19 protein-coding genes are annotated in these 23047 nt (G+C 34.7%); 12 read left to right on the plus strand and 7 right to left on the minus strand.

Annotated elements, in window-relative coordinates; translation table 11 throughout:
* Nucleotides 1-46: 46 nt before the first annotated feature.
* Entirely contained in the window at nt 47-1477 is a 1431-nt protein-coding gene (gltX, locus tag AC5LW9_RS00950; protein WP_493456148.1) for a glutamate--tRNA ligase, read from the minus strand.
* Nucleotides 1478-1735: 258 nt separating this feature from the next.
* The gene (gene polA, locus AC5LW9_RS00955) at nt 1736-4510 is read right to left on the minus strand and encodes a DNA polymerase I (RefSeq protein WP_493456149.1); all 2775 of its coding nucleotides are present in this window, start codon (nt 4508-4510) and stop codon (nt 1736-1738) included.
* A 201-nt stretch (nt 4511-4711) separates the two neighbouring features.
* On the opposite strand from polA, the gene folE reads away from it, so the two are divergent.
* The 5 genes from folE to ispH all read left to right on the plus strand — a co-directional run bounded on the left by folE (nt 4712) and on the right by ispH (nt 10984).
* Nucleotides 4712-5371, plus strand: a complete 660-nt coding sequence (gene folE, locus AC5LW9_RS00960) for a GTP cyclohydrolase I FolE (protein ID WP_086326009.1) — start codon at nt 4712-4714, stop codon at nt 5369-5371.
* A 299-nt stretch (nt 5372-5670) separates the two neighbouring features.
* Nucleotides 5671-6609, plus strand: a complete 939-nt coding sequence (gene ribF / locus AC5LW9_RS00965; RefSeq protein WP_065738185.1) for a bifunctional riboflavin kinase/FAD synthetase — start codon at nt 5671-5673, stop codon at nt 6607-6609.
* 37 nt (nt 6610-6646) lie between these two features.
* Nucleotides 6647-9454: an isoleucine--tRNA ligase gene (gene ileS, locus AC5LW9_RS00970; protein WP_493456150.1), complete on the plus strand. Its 2808-nt coding sequence runs from the start codon at nt 6647-6649 to the stop codon at nt 9452-9454.
* A 107-nt stretch (nt 9455-9561) separates the two neighbouring features.
* Nucleotides 9562-10035, plus strand: a complete 474-nt coding sequence (gene lspA, locus AC5LW9_RS00975; protein WP_198227692.1) for a signal peptidase II — start codon at nt 9562-9564, stop codon at nt 10033-10035.
* A gap of 1 nt (nt 10036) precedes the next feature.
* The gene (gene ispH / locus AC5LW9_RS00980) at nt 10037-10984 is read left to right on the plus strand and encodes a 4-hydroxy-3-methylbut-2-enyl diphosphate reductase (RefSeq protein WP_198227694.1); all 948 of its coding nucleotides are present in this window, start codon (nt 10037-10039) and stop codon (nt 10982-10984) included.
* Between the two features lies 1 nt (nt 10985).
* Here the strand turns inward: ispH and AC5LW9_RS00985 are convergent, their stop codons facing one another.
* From AC5LW9_RS00985 to kdgT, 3 genes are all read right to left on the minus strand, one after another.
* The gene (locus tag AC5LW9_RS00985) at nt 10986-11240 is read right to left on the minus strand and encodes a YfhL family 4Fe-4S dicluster ferredoxin (protein WP_065603157.1); all 255 of its coding nucleotides are present in this window, start codon (nt 11238-11240) and stop codon (nt 10986-10988) included.
* Nucleotides 11241-11557: 317 nt separating this feature from the next.
* The gene (locus AC5LW9_RS00990) at nt 11558-11995 is read right to left on the minus strand and encodes a nuclear transport factor 2 family protein (RefSeq protein WP_198227698.1); all 438 of its coding nucleotides are present in this window, start codon (nt 11993-11995) and stop codon (nt 11558-11560) included.
* Between the two features lie 66 nt (nt 11996-12061).
* Entirely contained in the window at nt 12062-13036 is a 975-nt protein-coding gene (kdgT, locus tag AC5LW9_RS00995; RefSeq protein WP_493456151.1) for a 2-keto-3-deoxygluconate transporter, read from the minus strand.
* A 466-nt stretch (nt 13037-13502) separates the two neighbouring features.
* On the opposite strand from kdgT, the gene AC5LW9_RS01000 reads away from it, so the two are divergent.
* The 5 genes from AC5LW9_RS01000 (at nt 13503) to kdgK (ending at nt 17833) form a co-directional block, all read left to right on the plus strand.
* Entirely contained in the window at nt 13503-14447 is a 945-nt protein-coding gene (locus tag AC5LW9_RS01000; RefSeq protein WP_198227702.1) for a C-terminal binding protein, read from the plus strand.
* Between the two features lie 22 nt (nt 14448-14469).
* Nucleotides 14470-15474, plus strand: coding sequence for a zinc-dependent alcohol dehydrogenase (locus AC5LW9_RS01005; RefSeq protein ID WP_334320488.1), 1005 nt, complete (start codon nt 14470-14472; stop codon nt 15472-15474).
* 29 nt (nt 15475-15503) lie between these two features.
* On the plus strand, nt 15504-16265 hold the full coding sequence (gene kduD, locus AC5LW9_RS01010) for a 2-dehydro-3-deoxy-D-gluconate 5-dehydrogenase KduD (protein ID WP_493456152.1): 762 nt from the start codon (nt 15504-15506) through the stop codon (nt 16263-16265).
* A gap of 81 nt (nt 16266-16346) precedes the next feature.
* Nucleotides 16347-16811: a NanQ anomerase/TabA/YiaL family protein gene (locus AC5LW9_RS01015; RefSeq protein ID WP_065738175.1), complete on the plus strand. Its 465-nt coding sequence runs from the start codon at nt 16347-16349 to the stop codon at nt 16809-16811.
* 83 nt (nt 16812-16894) lie between these two features.
* A complete protein-coding gene (gene kdgK / locus AC5LW9_RS01020; protein ID WP_334320485.1) occupies nt 16895-17833 on the plus strand; it encodes a 2-dehydro-3-deoxygluconokinase in 939 nt (312 codons plus the stop codon).
* A 31-nt stretch (nt 17834-17864) separates the two neighbouring features.
* Here kdgK and AC5LW9_RS01025 read toward each other — a convergent pair whose 3' ends face one another.
* Nucleotides 17865-18629, minus strand: a complete 765-nt coding sequence (locus AC5LW9_RS01025) for an IclR family transcriptional regulator (protein WP_493456153.1) — start codon at nt 18627-18629, stop codon at nt 17865-17867.
* Nucleotides 18630-18680: 51 nt separating this feature from the next.
* Nucleotides 18681-19442, minus strand: coding sequence for an IclR family transcriptional regulator (locus AC5LW9_RS01030; protein WP_086327064.1), 762 nt, complete (start codon nt 19440-19442; stop codon nt 18681-18683).
* A gap of 362 nt (nt 19443-19804) precedes the next feature.
* Between AC5LW9_RS01030 and AC5LW9_RS01035 the strand changes: the two genes are divergently transcribed.
* Entirely contained in the window at nt 19805-21004 is a 1200-nt protein-coding gene (locus AC5LW9_RS01035; protein WP_493456154.1) for an efflux RND transporter periplasmic adaptor subunit, read from the plus strand.
* Nucleotides 21005-21006: 2 nt separating this feature from the next.
* Complete coding sequence (locus AC5LW9_RS01040) at nt 21007-22977, plus strand: MacB family efflux pump subunit (RefSeq protein ID WP_493456155.1); 1971 nt, start codon at nt 21007-21009, stop codon at nt 22975-22977.
* Nucleotides 22978-23047 lie beyond the last annotated feature (70 nt).

A 23047-nucleotide genomic window follows, 5' to 3' on the forward strand; every position in this document is an offset into this window, starting at 1 on the left:
ACTTAGCTAAAATTATTGCCGGAATCATCCAGCAATAATAGGATGATTATGCGGATGTTTGCTCTCGCTGGTTAATATATGCTAGTGCTTTATCGATTCTTGCTAGCGTGCGTTTTTTACCAACAGCAAATACCGTTGCATCAACAGATGGGGATTGACCAATACCTGTCACCGCAACACGAAGTGGCATACCTACTTTACCCATGCCTATTTCAAGCTCAGCAGCCGTTGCTTCAATAACCTCATGGATTTTATGAATTTCCCAATCAAAATCAGCAATAGCTTCAATTTTTGCTCGGATGTTTTCTAGTGGCTCTTTGGCAACTGGGCGTAGATGTTTTTTTGCAGCATCAGCATCAAAATCAGAAAAATCTTGATAACAATAAGCACATGATTGAGCCATCTCTTTTAGTGTTTTGCAACGTTCACCAAATAACTTAATAATTGTAATCAGATCTGGCCCTTGTGATAAATCATAGCCCTGTTGATTCATATGCCAAACTAAATGCTGAGCAACATAATCAGCATCTAAATGATTAATATAATGGTGATTTAACCAAAGTAATTTTTCAGTATTAAAGGCACTTGCAGACTTACTCACTGCATCTAGTGAGAAGAAATCAACCATTTCTGGCACTGAAAATATCTCTTGATCACCATGGGACCAACCAAGACGAACTAAATAGTTCAGTAATGCCTCTGGCAAATAACCATCATCACGATATTGCATCACGCTCACTGCACCATGACGTTTAGATAATTTTTGTCCATCATCACCTAAAATCATTGATACGTGCCCATATTCAGGCAGTGGTGCTCCCAATGCTTTTAAAATATTAATTTGGCGAGGCGTATTATTGATGTGATCTTCACCACGAATAACATGGGTGATTTCCATATCCCAGTCATCAACAACAACACAAAAGTTATAAGTTGGAGAACCATCAGTACGACGAATAATTAGATCATCAAGCTCTTTATTAGCAATTTCAATTGGACCACGGATCAAATCATTAAAAACAACTACGCCATCTACTGGATTAGCAAAACGGACAACATGCGGTTCAGTATGTGAGTGCTGTTTTTGTACTTCATCACAACGACAATGACCGTCATAGCGAGCTTTTTCACCTTTCGCCATTTGCTCTTCACGTAATTTTTCAAGACGTTCTTTCGAACAGTAACAACGATAAGCCGTACCTTTAGCTAACATTTCATCAATAACTTGATTGTAGCGATCAAAACGTTTAGTTTGATAGTAAGGGCCTTCATCCCATGACAATTTTAACCAATTCATACCTTCCATAATCGCTTCAATCGCTTCTGGTGTTGAACGCTCGAGATCAGTATCTTCAATGCGCAATACAAACGCACCTTTTGCATGACGAGTATAGAGCCAAGAGTAAAGCGCTGTACGTGCACCACCTACATGTAAATAGCCTGTTGGGCTAGGTGCAAAACGGGTTTTAATTTTCATGAAATAATCCTAATAATAACAGAAATGAGCGCCGATACTATAAGGTTATCATTTGCGCTCTTTTTATTTTGACAATATCAATTAATAGAATAACTTTTTGATATACATTCATTTTAGTTGCTTATTCTAACACGCTAAAAGGTTTCGGCAATAGTCATGTTAATGTTAGAAAATTAATAACTAACTTGTAAAAAAGTTTGAGGTTAAGCATACGTTTGAGTATAAAACATTGATACTTAACCTTTGTATTTTGAATAATTAATGCGCCTCATCCCAGTTATTGCCGATACCGACATCAACTTTTAAAGGTACAGATAACTGATAACAATTTTCCATAATCTTTTTAATTTCTGTACAATATTGCTCAACAAACGCATCTTTTACTTCAAATACTAATTCATCGTGTACTTGCATCACCATTTTAATATTATCTGTGGATTGATTTTTTATCCACTCACTCATTTTTATCATGGCGGTTTTGATAATATCGGCCGCGGTACCTTGCATTGGTGCATTAATTGCTGCTCGTTCTGCTCCACGCTTTTCAATACCGTTAGTTGATCTAATTTTAGGTAGATACAAACGGCGACCAGATAAGGTTTCAACATAACCTTGCTCAGCAGCAAGTTGGCGAGTTTGTTCCATATATTGCTGAACACCCGGATAGCGTTCAAAATAACGATCGATGTAAAACTGCGCTTCTTTACGAGGGATATTAATCTGTTTAGATAACCCAAAAGCACTCATACCATAAATTAAACCAAAATTAACCGCTTTAGCGCGTCTTCGTTCTTCATTGGTAACTTCCGATTCAGCTTTACCTAATATTTCACCAGCGGTTACTCGGTGAATATCTTTATCATGAGCAAAAGCATTAAGTAAACTTTTATCTTGCGACAAATGCGCCATGATACGTAACTCAATTTGTGAATAGTCAGCAGAAATGATTTTACAACCTTTCGGCGCAATAAATGCTTGTCGAATACGGCGACCTTCTTCATTACGTACCGGAATATTTTGTAAATTTGGATCGTTGGATGATAATCGACCCGTGATAGTACCGATTTGATTATAGTTAGTATGAATACGCTGATCGATTGGACTAATCATCAATGGTAATTTATCGGTATAAGTATTTTTCAATTTAGCTAATCCACGATAGAACAAAATCATTCGCGGTAATTCGTATTCGTTAGCCAGTTCACTTAATACTTCTTCGCTGGTTGATGGATCACCTTTTGGTGTCTTTTTTAAAACAGGTAAATTATGCTTATCAAATAAAATCGCTTGAATCTGTTTTGGTGAGGCTGGATTAAATTTTTCGCCAGCGAGTGATTGCAGTTGCGCTTCAATTTCAATTAACTGTTTAGCTAACTCAATGGAATAGTCATTTAATTGTTTAGCATCAACTAATACACCGGTTCTTTCCATTTCAGCTAATACAATAGCCAGTGGCATCTCAATATCTGTAAATAGTTTTGTTAATTTTTGGTCTTTTTCAAGTTCTGACCACAATTTTTCATGCAGTTGCAATGTAATATCGGCATCTTCAGCCGCATATTGAGTCGTTTTTTCTACTTCAATAGCATCAATGGTAACTTTCTTTTTATCTACTTTAGTTAGCTCATCATAAGTGATGGTTTTATGATTGAGATAACGATTTGCCATACTATCCATATCATGACGTTCAGTACTATTTAATACATAAGATTCAAGCATGGTATCAAAGGCAATACCACTCACCTTAATGCCATAATTAGCTAATATGCTGTAATCAAATTTAGCATTTTGCGCAATTTTTTTAATCTCTGGATTTTCAAGTACAGGTTTTAATTTGGCTAATACCTCGGTTAAAGGTAATTGCTCTGGTACCCCTAAATACTGATGAGCCAGTGGAATGTAGGCCGCTTGATAAGGTTCAACACTTAGCGATATACCCACTAATTTAGCATGTACATGATCAACATTATCGGTTTCAGTATCAAAAGCAAATTGCTTGCTATTGGTTAACTTGATAACCCAGTCATCAAGCTGTTCATGCGTTAATATACACTGATAATCGGTCTCTTTCTTTTGTGCAGTAACTGAATGTTGTTGATCTGCCAATAACGATAAACTTTCACCTGCGATGCCATTTTTTTGCTGTTTTAGAAACGTACCCGCAATTAACTCTTTTTGCCAACGATGAAAGCCATAATAAGCAAACAATTCAACCAATTTATTGACATCAATATCAGTAATGAGCAGTTGCTCATTAGTAAAATCTAATTTTACATCAGTTTTGATGGTAGCAAGCAAATAGGAAAGTTCAGCTTCATTTTGATTATCAATTAATTTTTGTTTTAAGGATTTTGCACCACGGATCGATAATTTTTCAATATCATCTAAGCGTGCATAAATATCTTTAACACTGGTAAATTCAGTCAATAAGCTTTGTGCCGTTTTTTCACCCACACCCGGCACACCCGGTATATTATCGGAGGAATCACCTCTTAACGCTAAATAATCAATAATTTTTTCGGGCGGAACACCAAATTTATCCATCACACCTTTTGGATCAAGCACAGCATTATTCATTGTATTAATTAGAGTGATTTTATCACTCACCAACTGCGCCATATCTTTATCGCCAGTACTAATTAGCACGTCCAGATTTTCACGTTCAGCTTGTCTGGCTAAGGTACCAATAACGTCATCAGCCTCAACACCTTCAATACATAGTAATGGTAACCCCATCGCTTTCAAAATAGTATGAATCGGTTCAATTTGGGGACGAAGATTTTCAGGCATCGCTTCACGCGTAGCTTTATATTCGCTATAGATCTCATTACGAAATGAGCCCCCTTTCGCATCAAAGACCACCGCAATATGGGTAGGGTTATATTGATTAATCAAACTGCGAATCATATTAATCACACCAAAAATAGCACCAGTTGGCTCACCTTTGGCATTAGTTAATGGAGGGCATGCAAAAAAAGCACGGTAAAGATATGAAGATCCATCAATTAAAATAATTGGTGTGTTATTTGGCATTTCTATTACCCAAATGTTATTCAAGTCAATGGCTGATAGTATAACCTAATTAGCCTTAATATTCTTATTCATAACCATAATATAATGTAAAAAAGTTTCAGGTTAACTATACGTTTCAGTATAAAAAACCAGTAAACAACTGTATATTGTTTAATAAGTGTTATATAATGCTGCTTTTGTTTTCGCCTGAGTATGTAATAGATGACAGAATTAAGTCTTGCTGCGCAAAAAGTCAAAGAAGCTCTCGCCGCTAAAAATCTTGAAACCCCATCAAGTCGTTTAGATATGGATAATAGTGAACGGAAAGCTAAAATTGAAGCACACTTTCGAGAAATTATGAAGCTTATGGAACTTGATTTGAGTGATGATAGCCTCGCTGAAACTCCGCACCGCGTTGCAAAGATGTATGTTGACGAAATCTTTTCTGGACTTAACTATCATAACTTTCCCAAAATCACCCTAATTGAAAATAAAATGCAGGTTGATGAAATGATAACCGTTCGGGATATTACTTTAACGAGTGTGTGTGAACACCATTTTGTCACTATCGATGGTAAAGCTACGGTTTCTTATATCCCAAAAGATAAAGTGATCGGCCTATCGAAAATTAATCGGATTGTTGAGTTTTTTTCACAACGTCCACAAGTACAAGAAAGATTAACCCAACAAATTTTGGTTGCACTGCAAACTCTGTTAGGAACGGTTAATGTTGCCGTTTCAATTGATGCCACACACTATTGCGTAAAAGCTCGCGGAATTAAAGATTCGAACAGTCTAACGACAACAACCGCCTTAGGTGGAGGATTTAAAACCAATCCAAGCACTCGGCAAGAATTTTTAAGGGCATTAAAACACTATTAATAAAATTATAGATATATACCAATACGATGAGTTATTTATCAGTAAAGTAATAAAAGTATAAATAACAAGCTAATGAGCTATTTTGTTGTGAAATTTTATCTAATAATCAATATTAATTTACGCAAACCCAAAATATGCGTTAAGACTTGATATCACAATCAAGTCTTATTTATTCAATAAGCATAATATTCCATATATAACCATAAAAAGCACAGTTGTTATTGCGTGCATCTTCAAGAAAGATTGGTATAATTGGCAACTATTTTAGTTAAAACATAACAATTAATTAACACGCTTTAATGAAGATAATCCGCGGTATTGGCAATTTAAACAATGAATTTACTCAATGTGTACTAACATTGGGCAATTTTGATGGTGTGCATTTAGGACACCAACAATTAATTAATCATTTAATAGAACAAGGTAAAAAATTAAATTTACCCACAGTGGTTATGTTATTTGAACCTCAACCATTAGAGTTTTTTTGCAAGCAACAAGCCCCAGCAAGATTAACTTCATTTAAAGAAAAAGTGATGTTAATTGAAAAGCTCGGTATCGACTATATTATTGCGGTTCCATTCACCCAAACCTTTGCCAATATGTCAGCCAATACTTTTATTCAAGATTGGTTAATTAACAAATTAAAAGCTAAATATATTGCTATTGGTGATGATTTTCGATTTGGTCATGAGCGCAAAGGCGATATTCATCTTTTACAAAATTATGCTCACAACCATCACTTTGTCGTTCAAAGTATGCCAACATTGGTTTGGAATAACTTAAGAATCAGTAGCACTGCGGTGCGAGAAGCGTTATTAAATAGCGACTTTAAATTAGCACATTCCCTTTTAGGGCGTGATTATACTATTGAAGGGCGTGTAATACATGGCAATGCTTTAGCTAGACAGTTAGGGTTTCCCACAGCCAATATTCATCTACATCGCAAAAAACCAGCGCTACAAGGTGTTTATCTGGTTAAAGTCAAAAACTGCTGTAGTAATCAAGATTATCAGGGTATTGCCAACATAGGAATAAGACCCACAATTCAAGGCAAAAAAGCAATATTAGAGGTGAATCTGTTTGACTTTTCAGGTGATATTTATGGACAATATTTAGACGTTACCTTTGTTTATAAATTACGTGATGAGAAAAAATTTGATTCATTGTCAGACTTAAAAGAACAAATAACACAAGATATTTGCACTGCGAAAGAGATCAGTGCAAAATTAACCAATTAAAAAGTAGTATCAACAAAATTAACTGGAATAAATCAGCATGACAGATTATAAAAATACATTGAATTTACCGGAAACTGGGTTTCCAATGCGAGGTGATCTTGCTAAACGTGAACCTGCGATGTTGCAAAATTGGTATGATAAAGAGCTTTATCGTAAAATCCGCCAAGTAAAAAAAGGTAAAAAAGCCTTTATTTTGCATGATGGCCCTCCTTATGCAAACGGTAAACTTCATATTGGTCATGCTGTCAATAAAATTATTAAAGACATTATCATCAAATCAAAAGGGTTAAGTGGTTATGACTCCCCGTATATTCCAGGATGGGATTGTCATGGTTTACCCATTGAGCAAAAGGTTGAAGAACAAGTCGGGAAACCAGGCGTAAAAGTAACACCTGCTGAATTTCGTCAAATTTGTCGTGATTATGCCGCTTCACAAGTTGAACTACAAAAAGCCGACTTTATCCGAATGGGCGTATTAGGTGACTGGCAAAATCCTTATCGCACAATGAATTACGATACTGAAGCGAATATTATTCGTGCATTAGGTAAAGTAATAAAAAATGGGCATTTAGTAAAAGGCGCTAAACCTGTTTATTGGTGTACTGACTGTATGTCTGCATTAGCGGAAGCTGAAGTAGAATATTACGATAAATCATCACCTGCAATTGATGTAAAATTTAAAGCAACCGACAATCAAGCGGTAGCGAATAAATTTGGTATTAATACTGATTTAACGATTAATGCCGTTATCTGGACAACAACACCTTGGACTCTTCCTGCTAGCCGAGGAATCGCACTTAATGAAACAGTAGAATATCAACTAGTACAGATCAATGATAAAGAATGCTTAATTTTGGCAGCAGAATTAGTTGAATCAGTAATGAAACGTGCCGATATCACTGATTGGACAATTTTAGGTTCTTGCCATGGTAAGGATCTTGAATTATTGCGTTTCAAACATCCTTTCCTTGATTTTGATGAACCAATTGTTCTTGGTGAACATGTTACGGTTGATGCGGGTACTGGTGCTGTACATACCGCACCTGGACACGGTGCTGAAGACTTTATTGTCGGTCAAAAATATGGTCTTGAAGTCGCTAATCCTGTTGGAGGAAATGGTTGTTACTTACCAGGAACTGGCGCTGGTTTAGATGGTTTATTTGTTTTTAAAGCCAATAAAGTAGTAGTTGAACTATTAAAAGAACGCAATGCGTTACTACACTTTGAAAATATTGAACATAGCTACCCATGCTGTTGGCGACATAAAACCCCGGTTATCTACCGTGCAACACCACAATGGTTTATCAGCATGGATAAACAAGGTTTACGTGCTCAATCATTAAAAGAGATTAAACAAGTCCGTTGGATCCCAGATTGGGGACAAGCACGCATTGAAACCATGGTAGCAAATCGCCCTGACTGGTGTATTTCTCGCCAACGTACATGGGGCGTACCGATGACGCTATTCGTACATAAAGAGACAGAAGAGCTACATCCAGATACTTTAGAACTTGTTGAAAAAGTAGCTAAATTAGTTGAACAAAATGGGATTCAAGCTTGGTGGGATGCCGATATTAAAGATCTACTTGGCCCTGATGCCGATGATTACCGTAAAGTACCCGACACATTAGATGTATGGTTTGATTCAGGATCAACTTTCTATTCAGTGGTTGGTGTTCGTCCTGAATTTGCAGGACACGAAGCCGATATGTATTTAGAGGGATCCGATCAGCATCGTGGTTGGTTTATGTCATCATTAATGTTATCGACAGCTATTGATAATAAAGCACCTTACAAACAAGTTTTAACTCACGGTTTTGTGGTTGATGGACAAGGTCGTAAGATGTCTAAATCACTCGGTAACATTGTGACTCCTCAAGAAGTTATGAATAAATTAGGTGCCGATATTTTACGTTTATGGATCGCCTCTACCGATTATTCAGGCGAAATGAGCTATTCAGATGAAATCATCAAGCGCGCTGCGGACAGCTATCGTCGTATCCGTAATACTGCACGTTTCTTACTGGCAAACTTAAATGGTTTCGATCCAGTCAAAGATATGATAAAACCTGAAGATATGGTTGTACTTGATCGTTGGGCAGTGAGTATGGCTAAAGAAGCCCAAGAGCAAATTATTCAGGCCTATGAAAACTATGATTTCCACAAAGTGGTACAACGTATTATGCAATTTTGCTCAATCGAAATGGGCTCTTTCTATTTAGATATCATCAAAGATCGTCAATATACGGCTAAAAGTGATAGTGTTGCTCGTCATAGTTGTCAAACTGCGCTATATCATATTGCACAAGCGATGGTACGTTGGATTGCCCCAATTTTATCTTTCACTGCAGATGAAATTTGGCAATATATACCAGCAGCAGAAAAACAGGAATTTGTTTTTGAAGATGAGTGGTATACAAAACTATTTACATTATCAGAAAGTGAAACATTAAATAGTGAATATTGGGCACAAATTTTAGCGATTCGTAGTGAAGTAAATAAAGTGCTTGAGCAAGGTCGTAATGATAAAGTGATAGGTGGGGCTCTTGAAGCTGCGGTAACCCTTTATGCTAATGAAGATATCATGGCAACTTTAGCTAAACTAGAAAACGAATTACGCTTTGTATTACTCACCTCACAAGCGAGTGTTAAGCCATTACAAGCGGCACCAGCAGATGCAGTACAAAGTGATATTGATGGATTAAAAATTGAACTAGCTAAAGCACAAGGCGATAAATGTCCTCGTTGCTGGCACTATACTATCGATAACGATCCAACCACGCATTTATGTAAACGCTGTGAAGAAAATATTAATGGTAAGGGTGAAGTTAGACATTTCGCCTAGTCATTCATAATTTGACATAAAAAAACCGCTATAGAATAAAATCTATAGCAATTCAATATTTTTACCGCCGACACCTGTCGGCGGAAATATAATAATGAGCATACTATATGAAAAAAGATAATGGACTTTACTGGTTACTCGTTACAATTGTGATTTTTGTAATTGATATCGCAAGTAAGTTTTTTATTATTGATAAATTTTCTCTGTTTGAATCAGTAAATCTTTTACCGTTCTTCTCTATTACTTATGTACGTAATATCGGCGCAGCGTTTAGTTTTTTCGAGGGACAACGTGAAATGCTAGTTGCTATTGCCTTGATTATCAGCGTTGTCATTATGCATATGCTCTATCGTAATTCACGCCAAAAAAAATTAGAAAATTTCTCATTATCACTAATTTTAGGTGGAGCATTAGGTAATTTATTCGATCGCCTTTACCATGGTTTTGTGGTTGATTTTTTAGATGTTAATTTTGGTAGTTGGCACTATCCAACTTTTAATATTGCAGATTGCGCTATCTGTATAGGCATTGGATTATTTATTTTTTGTAACTATAAAAAACCTAAACAGACTGCTGAGTAATATGCAAATAATTTTAGCTAATCCTCGTGGATTTTGTGCTGGTGTTGATCGCGCAATTACCATCGTTGAGCGAGCCATTGAACTTTTTGGTGCTCCTGTTTATGTCCGCCATGAAGTGGTGCATAATCGTTATGTAGTTAATCGTCTTAAGCAGTTAGGTGCAATATTCATTGAAGATATTAATGAAGTACCTGATAATACCATTCTTATTTTCTCAGCGCATGGCGTATCTAAAGCGGTTCGAGAAGAAGCCAAACAACGTAAATTGCGCATCTTTGATGCAACTTGTCCATTAGTAACCAAAGTGCATATGGAAGTAGCTCGATCAAGTTATCGAGGTGAAGAGGTCATTTTAATCGGTCATGCTGGTCATATTGAGGTCGATGGTACTATGGGCCAATATAATAATCCCCAAGGTGGTATCTATTTAATCGAATCGATTGAAGATGTAAATAAGTTAAAAATTAAAGATGAAAATCATCTCTGTTTTACCACTCAGACAACCTTATCTGTTGATGATACAGCCGAAATTATTGCCGCGTTAAAACAACGCTTTCCAAATATTCGTAGCCCTCGTAAAAATGATATTTGCTACGCCACAACCAATCGCCAACAAGCGGTTAAACAATTGTCATCTCGTGCAGATATTGTTTTAGTTGTTGGATCTAAAAACTCATCGAATTCAAATCGTTTAGCAGAGCTCGCACGACGAAGCAGCAAAAATGCTTATTTAATCGATTATGCGTCGGATATTCAACAAGAGTGGTTAGTCAACGCACGGACAATTGGAGTAACCGCGGGTGCATCAGCACCAGATATTTTAGTGCAGCAAGTTATCGAGCATTTAAAAGGTTTAGGTTGCACATCACTTATTGAAACCGATGGTATTTTAGAAAATATTACTTTTGAAATTCCTAAAGAACTACGAATAGAAGTTAAAGCTTTTTGATTTAAGATGAGTGCTTAAGTCGTTCAAATTTGGCTAATAGTTCTTCTTGTGTTTCAACATGCTCGGGATCTGCAATAATAGCATTTTGAATTGGGCAAACACGCTGGCATGTGGAGTGATCATAATAGCCAACACATTCTGTACATTTATTGGGATCAATTTCATAGGTATCAAAGCCCATTGAGATTGCCTCATTAGGGCATTCAGGCTCGCACATATCACAATTAATACATTTGTTGGTTATTTTTAACGCCATGCTCTTTACTATCTTTATTAACTGAAAAAAATTGGCGTCATTATAGCGCAATCACCAATAATTCCGAATAAAGATCACATTATCACTGATTAACAAGGTCAATTTTTGTCAAAAAGTTTCAGGTTAACTATATGTTTGAGTATATGTTTGAGTATAAAAACTTAACCAAATTAGTGAGAATAATGTTATAAATGGAATATAACTATTTGTTTAATTAAATAATTGATAATTTTAAGCGCTATTGACCCCCTAAATACTGATCAACAACGCTTCTATTATTTCTTATCGAAATCAAAACATTTTAATATTTTGAATAATTATTGCGGAAGTTGATAGGATTGACGGGCTAATAATTTCCAATCCTCGCCAATTTTTTTAAACACTAGCATCACACCAAGTTTAACTTTAATTTTTTTGCCGCTATTATTCATATCAGAAGAAAATACATGACGAACAATTGCTGTATCACCTTCGGTAATAATGGATTGATCTTGAAATTCAAGTGTAATAAATCCCCAACGACCACTGACAATAGCATCCACAAACTCAGCCTTATCTTCAATAACCGCGTTTGAATGACCATAAGTTAATGAAGGTAAAGCCACATTTTCTAATTGAGTTTTATCGGCATTAAGCATCGCTAAACGCATGGTTTCTACCGCTTGTTCTACAGTAGATTGATTATTTGATGTTGCTGCATAACAGCTGCCAATAGATAGCACCATTAGTAATACTAGACTTAATAGTTTATTCATTTTATTTCTCCTTTGTTAATAAATTAATTCAATTGTTTTATTCGAATTTTTGTTTTAAAAATCAACTTAGATTGTATCATTTTTAACAAAGTTAGGGCTGAATTTTTTTGCCCAGATTGATGTAATAATTGGCACAATAATTGATGTGACAATCACACTGGTTGCAACCATTGCTGTAGCTGCTGAGGCAACAGGCGCGAATTCGGGTACCATTTCAGCGATTAATAAAGGCGTTGCAACTGCTGCGCCTGCCGAGCTTGATGCTGCAACACCTGCCGTACCGTTACCTTTACCTAAGAATTTGTCAGCCAAAATAAGTGGAATACCAGTAATTACGATCACCAGTAAACCCAGTAAAATACCCGCTAATCCTGTTTCAAAAATGACTTGTAGTTTTATGCTGTTACCAAGTGCAAACGCAAAGAATGGAATTAATGTTTGTACGGCACTACCGAATAGTTTACGCAGATCAGAATCTAAATTTCCTAACATAAAACCAATTAAAAATGGTAATACTGCGCCGATAAATAGTCTTGGTTCAAACGAAGCTACACCAGAAGCACCAAGAATAACCATTGTCATAAGTGGTCCAGATTCTAAAGACATTAAAACAAACGCACCGGCCTCTTCTTTTGAGCCATATTGGTTCATTAAGGCGGCATATAATCCTCCATTAGTCATATCCATTGAAGCAACGAGTGCAATAATAGAAAATCCAGCAAATATGCCTCCTTCGACCATGTAACCTTTACTCCAAAAAGTGCCAGCAATTAGCGCAACAACCCAAGCTGTAGCAATTTTAGTTACAACTAATACACCTGATTTTCTTAACATCATGCCTGTTGCTTTTAATTCTATAGATGCACCTATACAAAAAAACCAAACAGCCAAAATAGGTATCGTGCCAGAAATCAAACCATTTGAAAAAGAGCCTAAATATTTACCTCCTCCTGGAAAAAATGTATTACATAATGCCCCCAAAAAAAGAGGGATTAACATTAGTCCTCCAGGTATTTGATCAATAAATTTTTTTATTTTCATTATCTATCCCTTAAAAATAACAACATGATTTAAATTAATTAATTTAGATTATCCAATTAACACAAAGCATAATTAAAATATTCGGAATAACATTCCTTTTTTGAATATATAAAATAATAAAATAAAATCAAATTTGCTTAATAGTTTTGTGATAGACATCACCAAATAAAAAATAATTAATTGAAAATTAATATTATTTTAATTTCTTTTTTTAATAAAAATAAATAAACAAAAAGCAACTAAATAATTTTTATATAGCAAAGAGGATAAAAAAACTTACAGTAAAGAACGACGGAAATAACATATAACTAATTAAAATAATTTAATTTATCTGTATATTGATATTTTTTAATATTAAAGTTTTATGTGATTACGATCACAATAACAATAAAATGGAATATTATTCTTTTAAATTCTTAATTAATATTATTTAGGAATGTTATTCCGATTTAATTAAGGAGAATAGATGAAGATTTATATTACAGATTGTGACCATGAATCCATGGAAATAGAAAAACAAACTTTTACAAAAAATGGTGTCGATTTTGCCATACTAAACATTACGCAACCAGCTGATATTATTAAATATTGTCATGATGCTGATGCTTTAGTTTTACAATATGCAACCATATCGGATGATGTTTTAAGTAATCTAAAAAATTTAAAGGGTGTTGTACGCTACGGCGTTGGTGTCAATACTATTGATATTGAATCTGCAACAAAAAATAATGTCGCAGTTTGCAATGTGCCTGATTATGGTACCAATGAAGTGGCAGATCATGCCTTATCACTCATCATGGCGCTAACAAGAAAATTGCCATTATTTGTTAATGATACAAAAAAGGGGATTTGGGCTTATGAGAAAGCAATTCCAATCTATCGTTTACAAGAACAAACAGCGGGTATTATCGGATTAGGTAGAATTGGCCTTTCATTAGCTAAAAAACTACATGGCATTGGACTTAAAGTCATTGGTTTTGATCCCCTAGCGAAGCAAGAAGATCTTCCCGATTTTATCGAGTGCGTTAACTTTGAAAAATTATTAACTGAGTCAGACATTATTTCACTTAATCTGCCGCTAATTAAACAAACACAAAATTTAATTAGTTATGAGCAATTTTCAGTAATGAAAAAAAATTGCTATTTAGTTAATACCGCAAGAGGAGGCATTGTAAATGAAGAGGCGCTTTATCATGCCTTATTAAATAAGACAATTGCAGGTGCAGCGCTTGATGTATTTATGCATGAACCCCCTACAGATAGAAAGTTATTCGAGTTGGATAATTTTATTGCAACCCCGCATGCAGCTTGGTATTCCGAACAATCCCAAAAAGATTTAAAACGTAAAGCTGCACAAGAAGCTATCCGATTAGCTAAAGGTGAAAAACCTTTATATTGCCTAAACAATTAAAAGTAAATCAAGGAAATAAATAATGAAAGCAATAATTTATAAAGGACCGAATAATGTAGTTTGTGAACAAACATCCAAGCCATCAGTTAATGAAAACGAAGTACTAATTAAAGTAAGTCATGCTGGAATTTGTGGTTCTGATCTCAATATTTATCTTGGTGTACATCCAAGAGCAAAAGCGCCTTTAGTATTAGGTCATGAATTTTCAGGGTATGTCGTCAATGGTGATGAACAATTACCAACAGGAACGAAAGTATGTGTTCGTCCGCTTATTTCCTGCGGTCAATGTTCAGCGTGTCAATCTGGTAATAGCCATGTTTGTAAAACGCTTAAACTGTATGGTATTGATACTGCAGGTGGTATGGCTGAATATGTAAAAGTAGATAAAAGCAAAATACATATACTACCTGATGATTTTCCAATGGATTTAGGTGCCTTTGTTGAACCATTAGCGGTAGGTATTCATGCTGTATCAAGAACGCCATTTAAGGTTGGTGATTCAGTGGTCGTTTTTGGTGCCGGTACCATTGGATTATGTGTTGCCAGTGTACTAAAGCTTGCTGGCGCAAAACAAGTTATTGTTATCGAAACCAATGATTTCCGTATTAATTTAGCCAAAGAACTTGGTTTTATCGTCATTAATCCTAAACAGGAAGATGTTTTAACTGCTGTTTTAAAATTAACCAATCATATAGGCGCTGATATTGTTTATGATTGTGCCGCACATCCATCCGTTGCTTTGCAATTAACTGATTTAGTTAAAGTTCAAGGAACAATCGAAATTGTAGGATCATATAAAAAACCAACAGAATTTAAATTACTCGACATTGAATTTAAAGAACTCACGATTATTGGTACTCGAGTATATGAAGCCAGAGATTTTGAAACTGCAATCAAATTTATACAACAAGATTTTCCATACAAGAAATTACTCACCATATTAACTCCAGAAGAGGCAAAACAAGGGTTTGCTAATGCATTAACGGGTGAGAATGTGATTAAAACATTGTTTAAATTTGCAGATTAATAAAAATATAAAAATTAAGGTATATCATTATGAAAAATAAAAATCCATTTGATTTAACAGGTAAAAATGCAATTGTTACAGGTGCATCACGGGGAATCGGTAAGTCTTTAGCAATCAGTTTAGCCAATGCAGGAGCTAACATCATCATTATTGATGTCACACGAGATGAGCAAACCGAACAAGAAATAAAAAAATATAATGTAACTTGTGAAACCATCACTTTTGATCTATCTCATTTTGAGCAGTATGCCGATCTTATTTCCAGTATTATCCAAAAATACCAGCACATTGATATTTTAATTAATAACGCTGGTATACAACGACGTTATCCCTCTGTGGATTTTCCTAAGCATGATTGGGATCTGGTTATTAATATTAATATGAATGCTGTATTTTTTATGTGCCAACAAGTAGGTAAACATATGCTTGAAAGAGGATACGGGAAAATTGTTAATATTGCTTCATTACTTGCTTTTCAAGGTGGATATACCATTCCCGCTTATACAGCAGCAAAATCAGCAGTGGCAGGGTTTTCAAAATCTTTATCCAATGAATGGGCATCAAAAGGTATCACAATCAACTGTATCGCCCCTGGTTATATCGCAACAGAAATGAATACTGCTTTAATGAATGATGAAATTCGTAATCGCCAGATCCTAGAACGGATCCCTGCCGGGCGTTGGGGTAACCCTGAAGACTTAGAGGGTGCAGCTGTATTTTTATCTTCCTCAGCATCCGATTATATTAATGGATTTACCATTGCGGTAGATGGCGGCTGGTTAGGCAGATAATTCAATATAAATTTACATGTATTTTGGCTTAATTATTGGCTAGCTGTTACAGCCAATAATTAACTTTTCAAGGAGATCACAATGATTATTGGCAATATTGAACATTTGGATTTAACCCCTTATTTACCTCAAAAATTAAAACATGCAATAGAATTAGTAAAACAACAGATAAATGACAATACCGAAAATGGTCGGTATTCAATTGATGGTGATAAAGTTTTTTACATGGTTTCAGAAACGTTATCCCGAACTCAAGAAGAAGGTAAATATGAATATCATGCTAAATACATTGATATTCAAATTGTATTATCCGGTCAAGAAGGCATGGCTGTATCAACTTTACCCCCTCATAGCGAAATAATTGAAGATAAGCTAATCAATGGGGATATTGCCTTTGTGAAAGCGCCAATAGAAGAAACCATGTTTGTATTACAACCAAAAGATTTTGTAATTTTTTACCCATATGAAGTACATAAACCTCTTTGTATTGTCGGTGGGAAAACTGAAAAAATTCGTAAAGTGGTCGTTAAAGTCAGCCTAGATTAGTTGACCATTTATGGTGGAAATAATGCCAAATGGGATCTAATTACTTAATTTCAATTACAAATAATATCTGATAAGGACAAGTAATGACCATAAATATAGCAGTAATTGGTGAGTGCATGATTGAACTCTCAATTAAAGATAAGATAACGACAAGAGGCTTTGGTGGAGATACGTTAAATACTTCAGTTTATTTGTCTCGGTTATTTACTGACAATCAAGCAGCAATTTACTATGTAACGGGTCTTGGCGTTGATCCATTTAGCCAAGAAATGTTGAATCAATGGCAAAAGGAAAACATTAAAACCAATCTTATTCAACAAATGGATAATAAAATGCCTGGATTATATGCCATTGTTACCGATAGCCATGGTGAACGATCTTTCTATTATTGGCGAAACGATGCTGCAGCAAAATTTTGGTTACAGACTGAACAAACACAGCAAATATGTGAAACAATAACTAAATTTGATTACATTTATTTAAGCGGTATTAGTATTGCTATTTTAGATGAATACAGTATAGATAAGCTCATTGAATTGTTAGAAACATTCAAAGCTAACGGTGGTAAAGTTATTTTTGATAATAATTATCGCCCACGATTATGGCGTAGTCAGGAGTACGCTCAAAACGTCTATTCTAAAATTCTATCCTATACCGATATCGCATTTTTAACCCAAGAAGATGAATATCTGCTATGGGGAAATGATAATTATGAAGATAGTATTGTTCGTAGTCGTAAATTGGGCGTAAATGAGATCATTATTAAAAGAGGAAGTGAAAGTTGTATTGTAGCGACAACAAATGATCGTGTAGAAGTTCCAGCAAATATTATTGCTAAGCAAAAAATTGTTGATACAACGGCTGCTGGAGACTCATTTAGTGCAGGGTATTTATCAATTAGGTTACTCGGTGGTTCAATTAAGGCGGCAATTAAGCAAGGACATGATTTAGCAGCAACAGTTATTCAATATCGTGGTGCAATCATACCTTGTGAAGCAATGAGTAATTTAATATCTATTTAATCAGAAATTAAAAATTATTTTAATCTAAATGTTATGTCGAAATATACCCTAGTCGTTTAGAAATCAAATTTGTCGTCTCTTTTAATAAAGAGGCGCATTTTTCAATTTGATTATGCATTCGATGGCTAGGACCAGCAATACTTAAAGCTGCTACAACCTCGTTACTATAATTAAATATGCCAGAAGCAACACAAACAAGACCTTCTTCAACTTCTTCCCAATCATAAGCGATATTTTCACGACGAACTTTAGCTAAAAGTTTATTGAGTTGCTGTGAATCGGTTATGGTTTTTTGTGTATATTGTGGTAATGATGATTGTAAAATGCGTTCAATCTCGTCTTGTGATTGATGAGCAAGTAATATTCTACCTAACCCTGTGCAATATGCCGGTCGCATATGACCTAAATTGGAACTAGTATGAATAGCATTGTTACCTTCACTCTTATATAGATAGACTACATTACCACTATTATAAACCCCTAAAAAACAGGTTTCATTGATTGTATTTGAAAGCGATTTAACATGCGGAATCGCTATATCGACAATATTAACATTGACAAGACTGGATATTCCAAGCTCTAACGATTTAAAACCTAGAGTATATTTACCTGATTTTTCATCTAAAAAAACATATTCACGATCAAGCAATGTGTTTAGAATCTTCTTTATTATAATTTTATTAAGTTTAGTGGCTTCAATTATTTCAGTAATTGTTACACCTGCTGCACAATTACTAATTACATCTAAAACAGCAATGGCTTTATCTATTGCTGAAGTTGTCTCTTTTTGGATCATGGTTTTAAACCTTTAAAAAATAGATAAAATGAATTCAACATTTAGATAAAGTTAATTCTTCTTTTTTAGTTCAACCGATATAGATGATGAGATACTTTTTAATTCACTAATGATAAGTTCTTTTTTCTGAATAATTCTAAAAGAAGATCCAGCAACACTTATTGCCCCTACTACTTTATTTTGCTTAATAAAGATTGGTACAGCAATACACGTTAAGCCTTCTTCAACTTCTTCATCATCCATAGAATAACCATCAATACACACCTTTGCTAAGCTATTATGGATGGCTTCTCGGTCAACAATGGTTTTACTTGTGAATTGAACTAGTGGACGACTTAAAACTTTATTAATTTCAACTAACGGTTGATAAGCTAATAATGATTTACCCAGTCCAGTACAATATACTGGCATTCGACTACCAATATGTGAGTTGGTTTTAACAGCAAGTTCACCTTCGGCTTTATACAAATAGATAACACTGCCATCATGATAGACCGCTAAAAAGCAGGTTTCATTAAGCTTTGCAGCAAGTTTTTTTAAAAAAGGAATTGATATACCCACTAAAGATATATTCATCAATCCTTTGACGCCTAACTCAAAAGCTTTTACATCTAAAAAATATTTTTCAGTGGAGGCATCATAGCAGAGATATTGTCTTTTTTTTAATATGTCTAAAATTCTAAATACTGTTGTTTTTGCCATCCGACTTAGTTTAACGATTTCTGCCAAAGATATTCCAGAAGAATAATGGCTAATTATTTCAAGCAAAGTTAAGGCATTATCTAACGTGGATTGTTGTTTTTGAAAAGACATTTATTGAGCTCCACACAAGGATACTTTTTAAATAGATTGCTATTAATTTATTAATAAAAAACAGTGCAATAGAAAATAAAATACGCATTTTCAAAAAGACTTATGTATACTGTTTTTATCTAATTACATGTATAAATTAGGATTAGTGGCTACATATTACTAGAATAATCTGTTTTTTTCTATAAATTCAATAACATCTTTCTATTATTAATTTTTTAAGAAAAAGATAAACTAGATTACTTTTTATTTTATAGCGTTTTATTTATTTTCATATTCATTACAGTTTATTAGGAATAATTATTAATATCGTTTAAATTATTGCGATAAAATATGTAATACTACAATAATAACAAATTTAAAGGATGAAAAGATTGTTAAAGTTCATTAAAATTAAATATATAGTAATAGCAATCATTATTTTCGTAATTTTCTTTATTGCGAAATTAATTATATTTCCAACAGAAACAACTGTTAATTATATTACTTCTCCCGTTACCAAAGGTAACATTGAAAAATCAGTTCTAGCAGACGGTACAATTAGCGCTTTTAAACAAGTAAGCGTTGGGGCTCAGGTTTCAGGACAAATCAAAAAGCTTTATGTTGAATTAGGCGACGAAGTTAAACAAGGTGATATGATTGCCGAGATTGACGATCTAAAACAAAATAATGATCTAAAGCAATCCGAAGCATCTCTTAATAGTTTTGAAGCGCAACGCAAATCTAAAAAAGCAAAATTGGTAAACTACCAGTTAACCTATGAGCGCCAATTAAAATTGGTTAATAAAGGCGTTGGTATTCAATCAGATTTAGATGCAGCAAAAGCTGATCTTGATGCAATTAAAGCCGATATTGCAGCCCTTGATGCAGATATTGTAAATGCTCAAGTCGCTGTAGATACCGCCAAAGTTAATTTAGGTTATACCAAAATTCGTTCGCCGATTGATGGTGTGATTGTGGCAATTCCCGTTGATCAAGGTCAAACCGTTAACTCAGTACAAAGTGCACCTACCATCGTAAAAGTTGCTCAACTTGATAAAATGACAATTGAAGCTCAAATTTCGGAAGCCGATGTCATTAATGTTAAAAAAGGTATGCCAGTCTATTTTACAATTTTAGGTCTACCCAATAAGCGTTTTGATGGTTTAACATTACGCGCAATTGAACCAGCTCCAGATTCAATTAATACCGAAACGACAACAAGTTCAAGTTCATCAACAACGAAAAGTGCTATCTACTATAATGGGTTATTTGATGTTGATAATCCAGATCGTATTTTACGTATATCCATGACAGCACAAGTCTATATTGTATTATCTTCAGCAAAAGATGTATTGACTATTCCATCTCAAGCTCTCCAAAAAAATCTAGGAGACAATAAAGCCATTGTTTATCTATTAAATAAAAGTAACGAGATTGAAGAACGGGAAGTTATAGTAGGCATTAATAATAATATAAATGTCGAAATAAAATCAGGTATTAAAGAAGGGGATACCGTTATAGTTAGTAGCACTAATGGTGCATCACTAAGTAGTAATGCAAAAGGGCCAAGGATGCGATTCTAATTATGGCAAACAAAAACACACCTCTAATTAAGCTTGAAAATATTGTTCGTGAATTCCCTGCAGGGGATTCAACCATACAAGTTCTTAAAAGTATAAATTTAACAATTAACGCTGGGGAAATGGTGGCAATTATTGGTGCATCGGGTTCCGGTAAATCTACCTTAATGAATATTTTAGGATGCTTAGACAAACCGACTACAGGTACTTATTCTATAAGTGGTCGAATTACCAGTAAATTGTCGCCTGATGAATTGGCTGAACTACGTCGTGAACATTTTGGTTTTATTTTTCAACGCTATCATCTGTTAAATGCATTAACTGCTCAAGGGAATGTTGAAATTCCAGCAATCTATGCTGGTGTCAATGATGAAGAGAGGCAAAAACGTGCTACCGAAATTTTAACTCGTTTAGGGCTAGCGGATAAAATTCACAATAAACCTAATCAGTTATCAGGTGGACAACAGCAACGTGTTAGTATTGGTCGTGCTCTAATTAATGGAGGACAAATCATCTTAGCCGATGAGCCAACTGGTGCACTTGATCGTAAAAGTGGCCTAGAAGTTATGGCGATATTACGCGAACTGCACAGTCAAGGTCATACAGTTATTATTGTCACTCATGATGCAAATATTGCCCAAAGCGCACAGCGAATCATTGAAATTAGTGATGGCAATATTATTTCAGACTCAATCAATCCTAATTATCAATCGGAAATTAACGACAATCGCCAAGTTAAACAAATTGAGCAAGCTAAAACTCAAGATAATTTTCGAGCAAAATATTATCGTTTTCGTGATGCTTTCAAAATGGCAATTTTATCAATGTTTTCGCAGCGATTACGTACCTTTTTAACGATGTTAGGTATTATTATCGGTATCGCTTCTGTAGTTTCAATGGTGGCATTAGGACAAGGAACAAAACAAAAAATCTTATCAAATATTAATTCTATGGGGACAAGTACATTAGAAATTTATGCTGGTAATGGTTTTGGTGATCGTAATGCAGATAAAATTACAACTTTACGCTCATCGGATGCTGATTTTTTAGCTCAGCAAAGTTTTGTCCATAGTACTACTCCTAACCTATCAACCAGTGTTTATTTCAGAATTAATAATCTAGCAGTAACAGGGACTGTTAACGGTGTCGGTGAGCAATTTTTTGCTGTTCGTGGTTATGATATTACACAAGGTGTCTCTTTTAATCAAACTAGCATTGATAATTCGGCACAAGATGCCGTAATCGATGAAAACACAGTAAAGCGATTATTTGCAAATGAAGATCCAATCGGAAAAATTTTAATGGTCGGTCAGCTACCAGTTAAAATTATTGGAGTTGCTACAAGGCAACAGCAAGGATTTGGTAGTAATGAGAGTCTAAATGTTTGGTTACCTTATACGACTGTTATCAATCGTATGGTTGGGCAAACTCCATTAAGAAGCATTACTGTGCGCATTAATGATAATATTGATTTGTCGATTGCAGAGCAAGCCGTTAATCGAATTATGTTACAAAGGCATGGCACTAAAGATTTTTTCATTTTTAATTCAGACAATGTGCGTGAAACAATAAATTCTTCAGCTTGGGTCTTGACGCTATTAGTGTCAACCATTGCATTAATTTCACTTATTGTTGGCGGTATTGGTGTAATGAATATCATGCTCGTTTCAGTCACCGAAAGAACACGAGAGATCGGTGTTCGTATGGCAGTTGGAGCACGCTCAAGTGACATTTTGCAACAGTTCTTAATTGAAGCAGTATTAGTATGTTTAACCGGTGGAATAATAGGCATTTTACTGTCATTTGTTGTTGGATTTATTTTTAATGTGTTAGTTACATCTTTTGCTATGAGTTTTTCATCCATAGCTATTGTTGCGGCATTTAGTTGCTCAAGTATCATTGGTATTATTTTTGGTTATTTTCCTGCCAAACGTGCTGCAAAGCTCGATCCAATTTATGCTTTAGAACGAGAGTAACTTTAATAGTTACAAAAAAGCCTTTACTGAATTTCTTCACGTAAAGGCTTTAAATACTTACTAAAACTTG

Source organism: Gilliamella sp. LMG 34360, from assembly GCF_984568995.1.

Coding starts and splice junctions, on each gene's coding strand:
- folE (WP_086326009.1), top strand. CDS start 4,712: ATGACAGAATTAAGTCTTGCTGCGCAAAAAGTCAAAGAAGCTCTCGCC.
- AC5LW9_RS01005 (WP_334320488.1), top strand. CDS start 14,470: ATGAAAGCAATAATTTATAAAGGACCGAATAATGTAGTTTGTGAACAA.
- gltX (WP_493456148.1), bottom strand. CDS start 1,477: ATGAAAATTAAAACCCGTTTTGCACCTAGCCCAACAGGCTATTTACAT.
- kdgK (WP_334320485.1), top strand. CDS start 16,895: ATGACCATAAATATAGCAGTAATTGGTGAGTGCATGATTGAACTCTCA.
- AC5LW9_RS01000 (WP_198227702.1), top strand. CDS start 13,503: ATGAAGATTTATATTACAGATTGTGACCATGAATCCATGGAAATAGAA.
- ispH (WP_198227694.1), top strand. CDS start 10,037: ATGCAAATAATTTTAGCTAATCCTCGTGGATTTTGTGCTGGTGTTGAT.
- AC5LW9_RS01030 (WP_086327064.1), bottom strand. CDS start 19,442: ATGTCTTTTCAAAAACAACAATCCACGTTAGATAATGCCTTAACTTTG.
- AC5LW9_RS01035 (WP_493456154.1), top strand. CDS start 19,805: ATGAAAAGATTGTTAAAGTTCATTAAAATTAAATATATAGTAATAGCA.
- ribF (WP_065738185.1), top strand. CDS start 5,671: ATGAAGATAATCCGCGGTATTGGCAATTTAAACAATGAATTTACTCAA.
- AC5LW9_RS00985 (WP_065603157.1), bottom strand. CDS start 11,240: ATGGCGTTAAAAATAACCAACAAATGTATTAATTGTGATATGTGCGAG.
- kduD (WP_493456152.1), top strand. CDS start 15,504: ATGAAAAATAAAAATCCATTTGATTTAACAGGTAAAAATGCAATTGTT.
- AC5LW9_RS00990 (WP_198227698.1), bottom strand. CDS start 11,995: ATGAATAAACTATTAAGTCTAGTATTACTAATGGTGCTATCTATTGGC.
- AC5LW9_RS01025 (WP_493456153.1), bottom strand. CDS start 18,629: ATGATCCAAAAAGAGACAACTTCAGCAATAGATAAAGCCATTGCTGTT.
- AC5LW9_RS01015 (WP_065738175.1), top strand. CDS start 16,347: ATGATTATTGGCAATATTGAACATTTGGATTTAACCCCTTATTTACCT.
- polA (WP_493456149.1), bottom strand. CDS start 4,510: ATGCCAAATAACACACCAATTATTTTAATTGATGGATCTTCATATCTT.
- ileS (WP_493456150.1), top strand. CDS start 6,647: ATGACAGATTATAAAAATACATTGAATTTACCGGAAACTGGGTTTCCA.
- lspA (WP_198227692.1), top strand. CDS start 9,562: ATGAAAAAAGATAATGGACTTTACTGGTTACTCGTTACAATTGTGATT.
- AC5LW9_RS01040 (WP_493456155.1), top strand. CDS start 21,007: ATGGCAAACAAAAACACACCTCTAATTAAGCTTGAAAATATTGTTCGT.
- kdgT (WP_493456151.1), bottom strand. CDS start 13,036: ATGAAAATAAAAAAATTTATTGATCAAATACCTGGAGGACTAATGTTA.